The following is a 16,352-nucleotide window of genomic DNA, read 5'->3' as shown; positions in this document are numbered from 1 at the left end:
TTTTTAAATGAGACATCTGTCGTTCTTTCTTGTCCGCTTCACTCGAAAGTTCTGGCCCATGACCGAAGGTATATTGTTTACCTATCGGTTGATCAAAACGATATATTTCATTTGCACGATACCATCTCATCCAGGTTTCAATCTGGGATTTATTTTTGACTCCGTGCTTCTCCATAATTTCTTTAGTTGTTAATTCCCCACTCAATTTATCTTTGACAACTGCCCATTTTACTTCGCTTGAATATACGTTTTTGCCCACGCAAAAACACCTCCGTTGTAAGTACTTTTTACAAGTGTACCACTTCGAAGGTGTTTTATATTGTCTCAAAAATTTAGGTTAGCCCAATGAGTATTTACTCATTGGGGATGTTTTTAATTTCTCTATTCTCTTTCTTCACTTTCTTATTCTCTATCTTCATCTCCTTCTTCTCTTTCCTACTTTGTATAGTCTTTTCCACTTCACCATCCAAGGAATCGGTATCTTTTATAGCATTTTCACCAAACCAGTCAGTTACTTTATTTTTTGCGAGTTGTTTTGTTTCTGCATCAATATACGTAGCTACGACTAGCAAGGCTCCCACAACGATCGCCAAATCATCGGAATATCCCACAATCGGTGTGAAGTCTGGTATAAGATCCACCGGTAGTATAAAGTATCCTAGAGCACCCAAAATAGTAGACTTTACCTTCTTCGGAACTGTTGGCTTTTTAAATGTATAGAATAGTAATAGAGCCCCGTACGTTAACTTCACTCCTGCTTGTTTACCAAACTTAAGAATTTTATCCCAAAACTTTTCTTCTGAGAAATGGCTAGAATAATCTTCATTATTATTAACCAAGATATTACCTGCTTTCTTTTGTTTTCTGAGTTTGTATGTCTTGTTTATTTTCATTCCCTATCATCACCTCAACGACTCGAAACGTTCGGTTGATCATATGTATACCCTCCATGCTCTGTATTGTAACCCATGATATTTGATTATAAAATATACTTGATATACCTTCTGAAAATTTCTCGTTTATCGAAAAAATGATATGTAATGAATGATCTAGTTATAACTAGTTCTCTCGCAACAATCCACTGCATTCTTTATGCTATGATACGTATAATACATAGCAGTTTACGGAGGATTCCCCATGAAAAAGGTTGCAATTATTCAAGATTTGTCTTCATTCGGTAAATGTTCACTCACGGCCGCGATTCCAGTACTTTCCGTAATGGGCGTGCAAGCGTGTCCATTGCCTACAGCGGTTCTGTCTGCACAAACAGAATATCCGAGCTATTACTGTCATGATCTAACGAACGTCATGCCGCGCTATACGGAGGAGTGGAAGAAGCTCAATGTTTCGTTTGACGGTATTCATACCGGTTATATTACGGGCAAAGAGCAAATTCACCAAATCCTCACGTTTCTCGAAAGTTTTTATACTGACCACACGCTTTTGCTCGTGGATCCGGTGCTGGGTGACAACGGAAAAGCGTATGATAATTTCGAAGAAGAACTTCTTGAACAAATGAAGGTTCTTGTCTCACGGGCGGATATTATTACGCCGAACATTACGGAATGCTGTTTGCTGACCGGTTATAGCTATGATGTATTGCACAGCTGCATGGATGAACAGGATTACTTGAAGAGCGTAGAGGACGCAGGTAGACAACTCCAACTATCAACCGGCGCTGAAATTATCATTACAGGAATCCAGCCACCTAGCCGGCAAGATTCTATCGGTAATATGTATATTAACGAGACGGATTCACTTTTCACTACGGTGCCGTACAATGGTAACAGTTATTCAGGCACTGGTGATTTATTCGCATCGGTACTGATGGGCAGTCGACTTCGTGGGGTGAGCATGGAACAGGCGATCACGCTTGCAAAGGAATTTTTGCTCGCTGCCATAGAAGATACTGCTTTATACGATACGTCAGTAGAGGCGGGAGTGAATTTTGAGAAGTATTTGCGGATGTTGTTGTGAGAAGTACATACTATAAAAGCACCGATCCACGAAACTATATTGTGGATCTGGTGCTTTTTTGTGAATTTTATTTGTTTCATTTTCATTAGCATATTGAATCATTGGATTTTGGTACCGTAAGTCCAAACAAAGGTCGGAGATATAAGGCTAAGAACGTTCCAGCAAGTGCGAGAATCCCCCAAATATATCCGTGTAAACTAAATGATGCAATGCCCCCGAAGTAGGCACCGATATTACAGCCAAATGCAAGACGTGCGCCATAGCCCATCATCAAACCACCTATGACAGAAGCCGCGAAATTACCAACAGTCACTCGTGTGAATTTGAATAAACCGCCAGCTGCTGAAGCGACGAATGCTCCGATTATAACCCCAAGGTTCAATACCGTAGTGGAATCAGTGAAAATGGATGCTTCTAACGCGGATGCGTTGGCCCCTTGCCAATACCCCCAACTCGCTACATCAAAGCCCAGAATAGAAGCTATTTTGGAACCCCATAACGCGAAAGCAGAAGTAATGCCCCAAGGCGTACCACGCGTAAGTAATGTTAATGCGTTCAACACTGCTAATACAATTGCAGCTGCAAACAAAGGCCAAGATCCACGAAAAATTCGTTTCCATCCTCTTTCAGTAGGAAGTGTTGCCATTTTCGGCGCCTTTTTCTTTTTCTCGATAATCAAAGTAATACAGGCAATGAATCCAAATAGCGCAATCGACACAAGCCAAGCGCCACCATAGCCTAAACCAGTAGAAGTAGCCAATGAAATTGGAGCGAATGCAGGCATTTCTTCCGTCCAGAATGGTAAGTGGTACGCGCCAACTGTAGCACCGACAATGAAGAATGCTAGAGTTACGAACATAACAGTACGTCCACCACCTATAGCGTACAGTGTACCGGAAGCACAGCCACCGCCAAGCTGCATGCCGATTCCAAATACAAAGGCACCTACGATGAGGCTAACACCTACAGGCGAAACATAGCCGGCTACCGGGCCACCAAAAAATGTAGCGCCATAAGCTAAAATCGGAGCAAATAACGTTACCGCTATGCCCAACATTAGCATATGCGATCGCATCGCTTGGCCGTTTCCGACTGACGCCATGCGCCGGAATGCGGATGTAAAGCCAAAGCGTGCATGGAAGAGAGTGAAGCCAAGTAATAACCCAATGCCGAGAAGCATCGATTGAGAAATATGCTGAGTGGCTAGTAAATAAGCGAATAACACTACTGCCACAAGTACGCCACCCGCAATCAATAGTTTTTGCGGAGGATTCAATAAAAGATCTTCTCGTTCAACCGGTCCTTTTACGTCATTGACCGGTTGTACTCTTATCGTCGTCATTGCATAACATCCTTTTCCTATTAATTTACTAGGTATACTAATTCATATTAGTATTATATGTTTTTAAAGTCAACTTGTTGAGCTTATAGCGATTTTTACATAGATTTGCAGTAAACCACATAAAAAACCTCAACCCTTTTGTAAGGATTGAGGATTCTTCAGTTATTTGATTTCTTCCACATCTTCCCGTGGAGTCGCACGGTACACAATAAACGACAGCACAACCGCCACAAGCGACATGGCAAACGCGATAAAGTACACAAGCTCCACACCAGCAACGAGAGCCAAATCAGCAGTAAGCGCGTCTTCAGGCGTCGTAGACTTCTTTAGGAAGTGCAATTGTCTCGCGTTCATTATACTAATAAATACCGACACGCCAATAGCTCCAGCAACAGGTTGTAGCGTCGACATCACGGCCGTGCCGTGCGGATATAACCGCTTAGGTAATTGATTCAGTCCATTCGTTTCGGCTGGCATCATGATCGCAGAGACACTGAGCATAAGCAAAATATAACTCGTGACAACAACCCAAATCGGTGTATCGAGCGTCAATCGACTCATCATGAACATCGTTCCACTAAGAACAATTGTGGCTGGAATCATCAGCACACGTGGACCAAATTTATCGAATAATGACCCCATGAATGGAGACATAATACCATTCAATATACTGCCTGGCAGTAGGATTAAACCTGCTGTCGCTGCGCTAAGTGCCAGTGGTCCTTGCATATAGATAGGCAAGATGATTTCAGAAGCGAACATCGCCATAATAATGATCAGGAACAAGAAGACCGCGTGCGTGAACATCGGGTAACGGAACACGCGCATATCCATGACCGGCTCCTTCAACTTTAGTTGCCTTATAGCAAAGAGCGCAATTCCGATTACACCGACACCAATCAACAGCAAGACGCGAGGATTCGCAAATCCATCTGCACTTTCACCGACTGAACTGAATCCATACACGAGTGATCCGAAACCAATCGATGAATACACCAATGAAATATAATCAATTTTAGGTTTTGTAACTTCCGTAATATTGATCAAGTATTTATAACCGAATCCAATGGAAAATAATGCGAATGGAATGACGAGTATGAATAAATAGCGCCATCCGAGATATTCCACGATCACACCTGATAACGTGGGACCAATCGCTGGTGCGAACATAATGACGAGTCCGATGATACCCATAACCTTACCACGTCTATGCGGTGGATAAATGAGTAAGAATACGTTGAAGATGATCGGCATTAGTAACCCTGTTCCAACAGCCTGTATTAGTCGACCCGTTAATAGAATGGGAAACGTCGGAGCACTCGCAGCTACGATCGTTCCAATCGTGAATACGGTCATCGTACCGAGGAATAATTGCCTCGTCGTAAACCATTGTAAAAGTAAAGCCGAGATTGGGATGACGACTGCCATGACAAGCATGAAGCCTGTTGCCATCCATTGCACCGTCGGTAACGTGATGGAAAACTGATCCATCAGTGTGATCAGTGCGATGTTCAATAGTGTTTCATTCAAAATGGCGAAAAATGCACCGATAATAAGAGCCAACATAATAGGCATTACTTTACTATTTGGGTTATCCGCCAAGTATTCGTATTTCTGTTCTTCCATCTCAAAACCTCTTTCGTTGATCACGTGTATTCGGCAATATAGTTACCGTACATTTACTCTAATCATGCTTTTTTATAGGCGACGTGTCAATCTTTCGAGATCCAAAATGACAATCTTTTTTTAACGTTATATTTTCTCGTTTACACAGGCGGTCTAGCCTAAATTTTCGCCTTGGCTAAAATCCAATACAGGTGACTGAGGCAAGCATCTTTGCGTAGCTTGTACAGGAACTGCCGGTTGTTCATTCAAATAGTTTTCAAAGTTCGTCGGGTTGAATAACGTCGAAGGGCGTAAGTATGCTCGATATTCGGGATTGTTATTCCACTGTGACACTTTGAGATCAATAACGCGTACGAAATCCTGTTGTGTATAGCCTTCTTTCACTCTTGCGTTAATAAATTTTTTAGTAGCTGCGGATGTAGCTTTAAATTGCTTACCGGTTTTCTCATTCAAATATGCAATGACGAAATGCGTAACGTCGAGAGGCTTCTCGACAAGCTCTTTATTCTTTATTCTTTTAAGTTCTTTAAGTTCTTTGGTTATAGGCCGTACCACATTGGTACAGTCCATCGTTTCACTTTGGTACGACACAGCGTTTCGAAGTGAAACGTCCGTTGTATCAGATTGAAACGTCGCATCGTCTTCTTTTTGATCTGTTGATGTATCAGATTGAAACGTCGCATGATCTATTTCCAGTTCACTATTTGCGGGCGTCACTTCTTCAACCGACGTATCTTCTTGAATAGAAAAAGCGGGTAGTTTGGTATAATCAATCCGATACCATTTCGTCTTATCAATTTTCATCTTGTTGTATTCTGAAGTCGAAATGAGGTATCCTTGTTTTTCCAAATTATAGATCGTGCGTTTAATTGTCATACGTGACAAGAATGAAAATTCCTCTAGCCATTGATCATACGTTTTATACACCCACTGATGGCCGTCGCGCACATTTTTTGAAATGAGTGAACGGAAATGCAGTTGCTGCAGAAATAACGCTTCATTTAATCCGACTAAATGTACAAGTGACGGTAGTAATTGTAATGGCTGTTCATTGATTAATAACTTCATATTGAATTCCTCCTAGAATGTATGTAAGTGGTAGCAATCCACCACTTCACTTACTATATAGAAGGCTTTTTGCATAAGGATACTAGTTTTGAAAATATTTTTTCGAGTTACAAAAGCACACGAAAAAAGAGCGGATGCGTTAGGCCTCCACTCTTTTGTATTAGTCGTTAGTTGATGTTCAATACTTCTTCACTCGCTGGTTGTAGCAGATGTATCGCATTCGACTTGCAGACTTCGTAATCCACGAGGTACATCTTTTCCCCAAAGTTCTGTCGCTTTGAACGAATGTAGCCGGATTTCTCCAGTTTTCGTATCGCACGGATAATCGTAGCCATTGACCAGAAACTCATCACGGTATGCCACTCTTTATACGACCTGCTCACCCATTGTGTTCCTTCTTCCGTATCATTCGGACCGAAAGACAGCTCATGGATTTGTTGCAGGAACATCGATTCATTGAGTCCGATCTTCGCTGCTGTGTGTGGATGAAATTGCAGAAATTCTTCATGGTTCATTTGCATTATGGTTTCCCCCTACTAACTTGTTGTAAGCGACAGCTATTTGCCTCTTCACTAGCTATATAGAGAGCTTTTTGAATAAGGATACATCTTTTTAAAATTTTTTAAAGATATGCACTAAAAGAAGCTAGTTCAGAATGAAAATGTCGTTTGTTAATAAATTAACGAACATGTAAACTCTAATCACTAGCTTCTTTTAGTTTATACATCGGGCAAAGATCAGTAGATGTGTTGTAATTTACGCCATAACCATTCTCTAAAGCCACCAGATCGTTTAGTCTTCGTTACATGCGTCTACCCGTTGTTCCCAAAACTTTAGCGCTCCAGTCGAAACACTATACATTTAGCACCAAACCATTTATTATGAATTCGAGATATCAAAGGGTAAAACTACAAATTTTATTGTAGCATATATAATCTGACGATCTTTCGGACGCGGTTATCTTCTTAACACGTTTTTCTTTTCTAACTAATCTACCCCATACGTAATGCTACTATTGGCAATGAACACTTTCTCATCATTTTTTGTAGTGGTTGATCGCCTTTTCTGTAAATGAACTCAACAATTGCAAATTCATTATGCTGGATTCACTTGAAGTTCTACTGTGATTTTAATATCATCGCCTACTAATACGCCACCTGTTTCTAGTGCTTGGTTCCAAGTCAAACCATATTCTTTTCTAGAAATTTTTATTGCTGTTTCAAAACCAACTACATCTACACCCCAAGGATTTTTTCCAGCTCCCGTACGCGTCACGTTAAACGTAGTTTTCTTCGTAACATCTTTAACTGTCAGATCCCCTGTAACATCATATTCGTCTTCTCCTGTTCTAACAATTTCAGTCGAATCAAATGTAATATTCGGATACTGTTCTACATTAAAGAAATCAGCTGAACGAAGGTGGTCGTCGCGATCTTCGTTATTTGTATTGATGGTGTTCACATCAATCGTAAAGTGAATTTTTGCATCTGTTAAATTGTCTACATCCCCAGTAACTGACCCTTCAAGTCCAGTGAAGCTACCTCTTACATTTGACACCATCATATGTCTAACCGAAAATCCTACGTTCGTGTGCACTGCATCTACATTCCATTTTGTCATTTTAAAACTCTCCTCTTTTTATACGTGTTAAGACGATCACATAGCGTAATTATCTCTAATTCAATATATTTTGTTTGATTGTAACTTAAATCATGATTACTTAGTACATAGTTCTACTCCTATGAACCATATAAAGGCTTTTTACTATTGCATTATTTACGTATTGTATTTAATGCCGTCGTCCATGGGATGACTTGGTCTAACATTTGATTGACTGAAGCAGCTTGCACATCAGCTGGTTTAAGTTCTGTGCCGTTTTCAAAGTCTGTAAATAATGATAATGCAGGGTGAACACGAACATGTGCCACGGATAATTCACTTAAAATGCCACGTAAATGCTCTGCAGCACGAGCTCCACCTACTGAACCGTATGAAACAATACCTGCAGCTTTGTCGTTCCACTCTACACGAAGGTAGTCTAATGCATTTTTAAGTGAAGCCGAAATGGAGTGATTGTATTCTTGTACGATGAATACGAATCCGTCTTGTTTTGCAATGATTTCTGACCAAGCAGCTGCGCCTGATGCATCGCCACCCGCTTCACCTAAAAGTGGTAATTTATAATCAGCGATATCAATAATCGTGTAATGTGCGTCTCCACGTTGATCTGCCAATTTCTTTACCCATTCTCCGACTTGTGGACTAACACGTCCCTCACGTGTTGATCCTAAAATAATACCGATGTTTGATTTTTTCATTGTTATGTCCTCCTCTTGTTTTGTTCCAAATAATTTACTAAAAAAGTTCATTCAACATTTCAACTCCAGACAATTACTCTTTATCGATTGGCTTCACTGCTGCTATCATTTTGTTCTTTTAAATGAAACCATTTTTTCACGAAATGCATTTCTAATATATAGGTAAAAAAATAAATATTCTTTACCTTAGCTAGATATAGCTGTTACGTAATAAATTGCTTTTAATTTATTCAAATTACTCCCCTCTATCATTAGACTGAATTAGCATATTATTAATTCGAGGTAATTTTACTCAAAAAAAAAATGAGATTGCGTGAATTGGAAATCTGAATACATTTGCAATTAATTAATTTATCTCGAATTCGATATAAATATACCACGGGTCCATTTCATATGTCAACACTTTAAATTATGTTAATGAATCCGTCGGCTAGTTCTTCCAACCACTAATAGTTCCATCCATAGACATGGGCGCATTTAGATCAACGAAGAACAATACAATAGTAGTGTCTTCATTCGCAATAAACGGTGGGAGTGGATTGACTACATCGGTTATCGCTTCTTGTTTGCCAATTGTGAGGTGCTGCATCGTAATCTCTCCATTCATGACGTATAGAAAAGGTGTGAGACCTGTATAGGCTGGAACGTCTACCACTTCACCCGCACTAGGATGCGCGTCTAGTATGTAGACGTGTTGTCGTACATAAAGAGGCGCTTCGCTTCCTTTAGGACCTACCATGACATACCAATCCTCATTGTCTACCAGCTTATTATGAAATTGAATTTCTGGTGAGAGATCGGTTTCATTCGGTCGGATGAAGATTTGAAGCATTTGAACATCATCTTCTTTCACTTTTTCTTCATGCCAAAAGCCAGCCCCTGCATTCATCAACATTAATTTTCCTCGTGCAATAGACGCTTCAAAACCCGCCGAATCTCGATGATGCATGATGCCTGAACTAATATAGCTTAAAATTTCATCATTTTTATGCTGATGCATGTTAATCGTTAACCCTTTTTTCATTACCGCATGATCAATGATCGCCAACGGTCCAAATGCAGTGTCTGTCGTTTCATCTCCAAGAATATCCCCCGGTTGAACGCGTGTAATGGTGAATGGCCCTCTAAACGGCACCGTATGATTTCCTGCTGCAAGTTTTTGTAACACTAGTAACTCCCCCTTTTTCACCGTATATAATAAAATCGACTATCCAAAAGGAAGTCGATTTTATGTTGTTGTAAGTGTTTATACTAATACTTCAGGTTTTATTTTACGGGTCCTTTATTAATTGCAGTAAGTGTAGAATTGACAGCAAAGATTTTCGCATTAATGTCAGTGATACCAAAGCTAGCTAATCTCTTTGTATGCATCTCTACATATTTTTCAGCTGATTCCTTTGTTTCAAAATTGTAAATTCCACCTGCTTCATTTGCTTCAGGATCTTCTGTCCATATTTTCCAAATGAATCCTTCTTCCTCATTGATACTTTTCGCTAAGTCTGCAAAACCCTCTGCCATTTCTTGTCCGAATGGCCCATTCATCTTAAAATCGACTTGTAATACGTATGTCATGATCATTCTCCTTTGGATTCAGTCGTTGTGAAATAGATTTCTCCTAGCATTTCTATTGCTTGATAACCATTTGATGGTAGTTCTTTTTCTACATAGGAAGGTATATTGGATTGTTCAACATCGTACATGACTTCAATTTCTTTTGAAAAAAGTAGTCTCTCCTTTTCAAGTAAGCTAGAAAGTGCTGGTTGTTCCTTCGGCTGAAGTACTTCCACGTCTAGCACTTTTTTTAATCCGTCAACGTATGATTCAAATGGACGGCCACCTACAATTTTCACGCCCTTATTTTCCGCATTGATCATCAGAATACTTGGGAAACCTCTAGCGCCTAAACTTCTAGCTAAAGCAAAGTCTTCATTCAATAATTGTTGTCCGATTGGTTGTTCAGCTTCATTGACAATCGCTTCCCCGTCCAGGTCTAGAGTATTGACGATTTCAATCATTACAGAACGCTCCGAAATATTTTGATTGAATACGAAAAGTTCTTCTCTTGTACGACGTAAATAAGCAGATGCTAGTGCGTCACTATAATTTTTTTGAATGATTTTCCATACACGAGATGGTGGATAAGAAGATTGAACGGGATGATCAATCATTACACTACCATCAATCGGCATTCTTGAATGTTCTCCAACTTCTCTCCAGTGACCCGCGACGTCAGCTGGCTTATAAATTCCGTTGGCGGGATCAATCGGCCCGTCATGCCATTTTTCTAATAAACCACCCATCACCGTATGCATGTTGAAATAACTACCATACTGCTCTACAAAACGACGGAGCTCAGGTTCAATCGCCCAACAATGAGAACAAATAGGATCCGTCACGTAATAAAGATTAATCTCTTTTGCCGGCTGATTAAAGTCGATGATTTCCATCTTCTCATTTCCAGCTTCTCCACATACACCTGTTTCTATATCACATATCATATTCTTGTTGTTTTTCAATGAATTATTCCTCTTTTCTATACAATACGTATCGATCAATTTCGTCCGCTTGAATTAAGTTACTGATCGCGTTTACTCCTACTGTGTATTCAGATTGTAGAAAGTATTCATTACTTCACGGGTTAATCATTTGATTACAACTACATTCTATAACATAATGAAATTTATCAACACCAATAGAAACTGGATTTTGTCGCTTATGCAACACCTTGATGAAATTGTTGGAAAAGTAGGAGGGAGAACAACATGAATCAACCAAAGACGGACCCACGAATTCAACGTACCCGTAAATTAATCATGGATTCATTTATGGAACTGTCGGGTAAAAAAGAATTTAAAGATATTACCATTACAGATATTGCAGCTGAAGCGATGATTAATCGTGCCACGTTCTATTACCACTTTGAAGATATATATGACTTATTGGAAAAGGTATTATCGGAAGTATTGTTAGTAAATTTGGATTGTAGTAATTACCAACACAAGGAATTAAATGAAGAAGTCATCACGAGTATTTTTGTAGCAATCACGAACTTCCAACAATCATTATCGAATCGTTGTCACAGAGGATATGAGGATACCATAGCTCGGAATATTAGAGAACAGCTCGAAATCATTTTTTATAAAATGCTGTTAAAACCACATCCCACGGAAGAAGATGAAGGGTTGAAAATTACCGCTGTTATATTAAGCTGGGGAATTTACGGCGCTTCTGTTGAATGGAAAAGAAAGAGTAACGAAATTACACCGGAGGAATTTATTCAATTAGCCCTCCCTCATTTACTGCCAAGGGATAACGGTGTATAAGCATGTAACATGTACATAATAGATGAGATATGACAATATATGAATGGATTATATACAAGGTTTCGTGCTGTCTTAGTCATTCTCTACATCTTGCTGCTACCCTCAATAGCTCGTGCTTCTGACAATGCACTCCACAGCGCGATGAAATCCACAGCCTTTAGTGAAGGGTTAATTCACGAAAAGTATCGAATAGCCAAAAACATAATCGGCGTTTTAATAAACCTAGTATCGGTACTACAATAGAAAAACTCTAAACCTTCCACTCTTGGCTGAATTTTCCTCCTATTCCAACAAATAATATCGCGTTAATATTCTGAATATATTAAAATGTATTGACGTTTCTAATAGTTATCTGTTAAATTGTATTGTAGTATATAATATTCAATGACGAGAAAAAGTACGATAGGAAGCTTGTTCCCCAGAGAGTCGACATTTGGTGAAAGTCGATGAGCAAATCTTATCCGAAAATCATCTCTTAGATGCAAAGTTGAAAATAGTAAATTTTGCCGGATTTCCAACGTTACATGGAACACGTATAATCGTAAGGTGATCAAGAATTAGATTTTTTCATCATTTACGAAGCTTTTTGGAACATGGGTGGTATCGCGAGTAAAAACTCGTCCCTATTTAGGGGGCGAGTTTTTTATGCGCAAAAATAAAGGAGAGAAGATTTATGATGTACATAGCAACAGACTTTTTATAGAAATGATGTTTCGTAGTGAAATGTATACGTCGAAATCAACTATGTCGGGAAATTAACGGATTTAATTGACACTATATTTTGCAAAGTCGCAATATTCTAGATTACAATTACAACGAGACCACATTTCTACACTTGATACATTCATTTTGCTCTAGACACACATACACATACAAACATCAGGAGGTACTCTAATGAGTAAAAAACACATACTATTCACAGGATTCATGCTCTTCTCTTTATTTTTCGGAGCTGGAAATCTCATCTTTCCCCCATTTCTCGGGTTAGAATCAGGAACGAACTTTGCCCCCGCAATTGCTGGCTTCCTCATCACAGGCGTTCTACTACCGTTTATGGCGGTCATGGCGATCGCCTTGTCTGATAACGGTCTGTTATCGATGGGTAGCCGGGTACATAAAGTATTTGGAATCGTTTTCGCGATTATCATCTATATGTCTATCGGAGCTTTTTACGGCATACCAAGAGCTTCAAATGTTGCATATGAATTAGGGTTCAAACAAATAGTTCAAGTCGATGGCAATTTCCCTTTGCTTGTATTCTCTATACTATTTTTCGCCTTAACATACTACATCAGTTTAAACCCTAAAAAAATCGTGGATCGTATCGGCCAATTTTTAACACCTATTCTATTGTTGGTTTTAGGAGTGCTAGTCGTCCAAGCGTTTATCAAATTTGATAATATTTCCTTTGCTCCGAAAGAAGATTATGCGTCAGCTCCATTTGTTAACGGGTTCTTGGAAGGCTATTTCACGATGGATGCTGTCGCAGCGCTGGCGTTTGGGATTGTCGTGATCAACGCTTTAAGAGATAAAGGTTCGAAGTCGAAGTCGGAACTTGTTAAAGGCACGTTTGGTGCCGGCATCATAGCTAGCATCGGATTGGCTACTGTCTATTTTTCACTAGGATGGATTGGTAAGGTAATTCCTAAAGAACAAGCTCTTGGAAATGGCGCTGAAGTATTAACTGAAGCAGCCCGCATGTTGTTCCCAAGCGGTGGTGGACTTCTTTTCGGAGTCATCGTCATGCTGGCATGTTTAACGACTTGTGTCGGTCTAATCAATGCCTGTTCAAGATTCTTTAATGAAATATATCCGAAGATCAGTTACCAGGCATATGTCGCTATTTTTGTATTATTCGCCTTGTTAGTATCTAATTTAGGATTGAATGCTATATTAGCATTGGCAATCCCTTTATTAGTGTTTATTTATCCGATCTCTATTGTGTTAATCATTTTGTCTTTATTCCAACATGTTGCAGGTGGTGGAAAGATGATGTATCGTCTTTCCATATGTATTACATCCATTTTTGCGTTATACGAAGTATTGACTAGCACAGGGTATAGCCCGGATCGGGTTACCGAGTGGTTAAAAATTATTCCGTTTTTCGAATACGGACTTGGCTGGGCATTACCAGCGTTCGTTGCAGCATTGACTGGTTACATAATTGATAAGTTCAGCCAAAAAGGAAATAAGTAAAACAAATAGAAAATCCCGCTTCTTTTATAAAAGGAGCAGGATTTTTTGTCTTCAGGTTTACTTCTGTACTGTATTCGTCAATCCAATAAACTCTTCTACATCTTTAGCAACTAGCGCAATGCCGGCTGCCCAAAAATCTTCTTTCGTAATATCTACGTTTAGATGTTTCTTCGCTAGGTCTTCTACTTTCATCGATCCTGTTGTATCACGCAATAGCGCAATATACTTCTCTTCAAATCCTTCAGGCTGTTTCAAGTATTCTGCGTAAATTCCTAGGCTGAACAAGTACCCAAATGTGTACGGGAAGTTATAAAACGGCACGCTATCGATAAAGAAGTGTAACTTGGCTGCCCAGAAATGCGGATGATAAGAAGATAAGCTAGTACCAAATGCTTCTTTTTGTGCTTCTACCATTAATTCATTCAAGCGATTTTCTGATACAATGCCTTTTGCACGTTCAGTATAAAAGCGGTCCTCAAATAAGAAGCGGGCGCGGATATTTAAAAACATCGCTGTCGCGCCTTCTAATTTGTTAGCTAAAAGGGAGATTTTTTCTTCATCCGATGCAGCATTTTTCACCGTCGCATCCGCAATAATCGTTTCAGCAAACGTACTCGCTGTTTCTGCGACGTTCATCGCATAACTACGGTTCAGTGTCGGTAAATCTTTCATTACGTGACTATGAAATGCATGGCCTAATTCATGTGCTAATGTACTCGTATCACTTGGTGAACCCGTGAACGTCATGAAAATACGTGACTCTTCAAATTCAGGCAAGCTTGTGCAATAACCACCTGGACGTTTGTTTGCACGATCTTCCGCTTCAACCCAGCGATTTTCTATTGCGTGTTTCGTAAATTCAGTCAATTTTGGACCAAATGAAGCGAAGTTATCAATAATAAAATCACAAGCTTCGTCATATGTGAAACGTGTCGGCTTCGTTTCGCCTACCGCAACTGGAGCCGCCACGTCTTGCCAACCGAGTTGATCCATGCCAAACAAATCTGCTTTTCTTCCTAAATAATTAATAAATGTTTGCTTTTGCGCGTCCACTGCGGACCACATCGCAGTAAGCGTATCTTCAGACATTCGGTTATATTCAAGGGGCTCTTCTAAATGGCCCTCTCTTCCGTGAGCCTCTTGTAACGTTAAACGATACCCCGCTAAATGATTTAAGATGTCTGCAAAGATTGGTCCATTCGTAGACCATGTCTTTTCCCAGTCTTCAAAAAGCACTGCACGCACTTCTGCGTCAGGATCTGCGTACATTTTGTTCATAGCTTGCCCAATAGACAAGTCGATTGTTTTTCCGTCTTGATCTGTAAAGGGAACGGTCATAGTAGAGCCTACTGTATTGTAAAGATCACTCCATGCAGCGAGACCGTCTTTATTTAATTTAGCAATGAGCTTTTCTTCTGCTTCTGATAATAGACGTTTACCGTCTTCACGTATTTCATTTAACGAGAAACTAATTACGTGTAAATTATCGTTTTTAAGAAGTGTATCCCAGTGTTCATCCGAGATGGCTACTAATTTTTTAGTAAAGATTGTAGATAGTTGCTGGATTTCACTGCTTAGTTCCATTACTTGGCCTTTGACAACGCTTGCATATGGATCATCCATAAAGGCGTCACGCCACATATTGATAAATGTTCCTACTTGGCCCAAACTTTTACCGATGACTTCTTGCTTTTTTAATAGTGCTTGCAAAGTAGCGGCATCGTTTGCTGGCTCACTGTTCCACGCGTTTAACTCAACTGCATAAAGGGCAATATTTTCTTTGACAGCCAAAAGTTTCGTTTGTACTTCCTCAGAATTAGTTCCACCCGCAAAAATACTTTCTAAATCCCACGTGTTACTATATTTCACTGTATGTCACTCTCCTTTGATCTCTCTACTGTAAACTTTGTTACTAAAATAAGAAAGTTTTGTTAACCGTGTGTAGTATACCCTACTCATGATATGGCTTTTTCATTCTTCTTGATTTCAACTACGCATCCTTTAATTTTTATACTTATTTAATAACTCATCGGGTATATGACAATAATCAGTTGGGCATTTAGCCAATCTGTCTTGATGTTCGTCTGCACTTCTCACATAATTTGTAAGAGGAAGTACTTCCACCACTATACGGTCAGCATCACTTCTCTCCTTAAGAAACGCTTTCGCTTCTTTCAAGTGTTCAGGATTTTCACTATAGATACCTGTTCTGTACTTCTCGCCAATGTCTGCCCCTTGTTTATTCAAACTATATGGATCAATGATTTCAAATAAATACTCCATTACTCTCTTGATTGTTACAACTGTAGGATCAAATTCTGTTTTTACACATTCAGCGTACCCATCATAATCGCCTTCCAGTGTATGACCCGATCCATTTGCCCTCCCAGCTTCCGTACACGTCACGCCAGGTAAAGTTTTTATAAAAGCCTGTACTCCCCACAAACAGCCACCGGCAATATATACAACTTCCATATTGAGACTCCTCTCATGTGTGAATAA

The 16,352-nt window shown here is 39.6% G+C and carries 16 protein-coding genes and 1 other annotated feature; of the genes, 3 read left to right on the top strand and 13 right to left on the bottom strand.

Translation table 11 applies throughout. The annotated features are described in order from the left end of the window. Both H605_RS0112950 and H605_RS17885 read right to left on the bottom strand, forming a co-directional pair. Window positions 1-259, bottom strand: a 259-nt coding sequence (locus H605_RS0112950) for a helix-turn-helix domain-containing protein (protein ID WP_029054618.1), incomplete at its 3' end; no start/stop codon positions are given. A 94-nt stretch (window positions 260-353) separates the two neighbouring features. Then, entirely contained in the window at window positions 354-893 is a 540-nt protein-coding gene (locus H605_RS17885; RefSeq protein WP_081657937.1) for a YkvA family protein, read from the bottom strand. A gap of 244 nt (window positions 894-1,137) precedes the next feature. On the opposite strand from H605_RS17885, the gene H605_RS0112940 reads away from it, so the two are divergent. Continuing rightward, window positions 1,138-1,977 (top strand): pyridoxamine kinase, encoded by an 840-nt coding sequence (locus H605_RS0112940; RefSeq protein ID WP_029054617.1) that lies wholly within the window; start codon window positions 1,138-1,140, stop codon window positions 1,975-1,977. 85 nt (window positions 1,978-2,062) lie between these two features. Here H605_RS0112940 and H605_RS0112935 read toward each other — a convergent pair whose 3' ends face one another. From H605_RS0112935 to H605_RS0112895, 9 genes are all read right to left on the bottom strand, one after another. Continuing rightward, the gene (locus H605_RS0112935) at window positions 2,063-3,319 is read right to left on the bottom strand and encodes a YeeE/YedE family protein (RefSeq protein ID WP_029054616.1); all 1,257 of its coding nucleotides are present in this window, start codon (window positions 3,317-3,319) and stop codon (window positions 2,063-2,065) included. A 162-nt stretch (window positions 3,320-3,481) separates the two neighbouring features. Beyond that, entirely contained in the window at window positions 3,482-4,945 is a 1,464-nt protein-coding gene (locus H605_RS0112930) for an MDR family MFS transporter (RefSeq protein WP_029054615.1), read from the bottom strand. A 153-nt stretch (window positions 4,946-5,098) separates the two neighbouring features. After that, window positions 5,099-6,013, bottom strand: a complete 915-nt coding sequence (locus H605_RS18445) for a conserved phage C-terminal domain-containing protein (RefSeq protein WP_051210583.1) — start codon at window positions 6,011-6,013, stop codon at window positions 5,099-5,101. Window positions 6,014-6,180: 167 nt separating this feature from the next. Then, a complete protein-coding gene (locus tag H605_RS17870; protein ID WP_029054614.1) occupies window positions 6,181-6,534 on the bottom strand; it encodes a hypothetical protein in 354 nt (117 codons plus the stop codon). Window positions 6,535-7,108: 574 nt separating this feature from the next. Next, window positions 7,109-7,633, bottom strand: a complete 525-nt coding sequence (locus H605_RS0112915; RefSeq protein WP_029054613.1) for a YceI family protein — start codon at window positions 7,631-7,633, stop codon at window positions 7,109-7,111. A gap of 152 nt (window positions 7,634-7,785) precedes the next feature. Continuing rightward, the gene (locus H605_RS0112910) at window positions 7,786-8,382 is read right to left on the bottom strand and encodes an NADPH-dependent FMN reductase (RefSeq protein WP_029054612.1); all 597 of its coding nucleotides are present in this window, start codon (window positions 8,380-8,382) and stop codon (window positions 7,786-7,788) included. Between the two features lie 379 nt (window positions 8,383-8,761). Continuing rightward, a complete protein-coding gene (locus tag H605_RS0112905; protein WP_051210582.1) occupies window positions 8,762-9,499 on the bottom strand; it encodes a pirin family protein in 738 nt (245 codons plus the stop codon). A gap of 98 nt (window positions 9,500-9,597) precedes the next feature. After that, entirely contained in the window at window positions 9,598-9,903 is a 306-nt protein-coding gene (locus H605_RS0112900) for a monooxygenase (RefSeq protein ID WP_029054610.1), read from the bottom strand. 2 nt (window positions 9,904-9,905) lie between these two features. After that, the gene (locus H605_RS0112895) at window positions 9,906-10,829 is read right to left on the bottom strand and encodes a DsbA family protein (RefSeq protein WP_198040340.1); all 924 of its coding nucleotides are present in this window, start codon (window positions 10,827-10,829) and stop codon (window positions 9,906-9,908) included. A gap of 264 nt (window positions 10,830-11,093) precedes the next feature. On the opposite strand from H605_RS0112895, the gene H605_RS0112890 reads away from it, so the two are divergent. After that, window positions 11,094-11,654: a TetR/AcrR family transcriptional regulator gene (locus tag H605_RS0112890; protein WP_029054608.1), complete on the top strand. Its 561-nt coding sequence runs from the start codon at window positions 11,094-11,096 to the stop codon at window positions 11,652-11,654. 375 nt (window positions 11,655-12,029) lie between these two features. Beyond that, window positions 12,030-12,282: a binding site (T-box leader), on the top strand. A gap of 266 nt (window positions 12,283-12,548) precedes the next feature. Further along, window positions 12,549-13,850, top strand: coding sequence for a branched-chain amino acid transport system II carrier protein (gene brnQ, locus H605_RS0112880; RefSeq protein ID WP_029054607.1), 1,302 nt, complete (start codon window positions 12,549-12,551; stop codon window positions 13,848-13,850). 57 nt (window positions 13,851-13,907) lie between these two features. On the opposite strand, the gene H605_RS0112875 is transcribed toward brnQ, so the two are convergent. Continuing rightward, window positions 13,908-15,719: a M3 family oligoendopeptidase gene (locus tag H605_RS0112875; protein WP_029054606.1), complete on the bottom strand. Its 1,812-nt coding sequence runs from the start codon at window positions 15,717-15,719 to the stop codon at window positions 13,908-13,910. A gap of 132 nt (window positions 15,720-15,851) precedes the next feature. Further along, on the bottom strand, window positions 15,852-16,325 hold the full coding sequence (locus H605_RS0112870) for a peptide-methionine (S)-S-oxide reductase (RefSeq protein WP_029054605.1): 474 nt from the start codon (window positions 16,323-16,325) through the stop codon (window positions 15,852-15,854). Window positions 16,326-16,352 lie beyond the last annotated feature (27 nt).

Source organism: Sporosarcina ureae DSM 2281 (assembly GCF_000425545.1).
In the GTDB taxonomy this organism is placed as follows: Bacteria; Bacillota; Bacilli; order Bacillales_A; family Planococcaceae; genus Sporosarcina; species Sporosarcina ureae.
The sequence above is the reverse complement of the archived record's forward strand: the minus strand, read 5'-3'. Positions and strand labels throughout refer to the sequence as shown.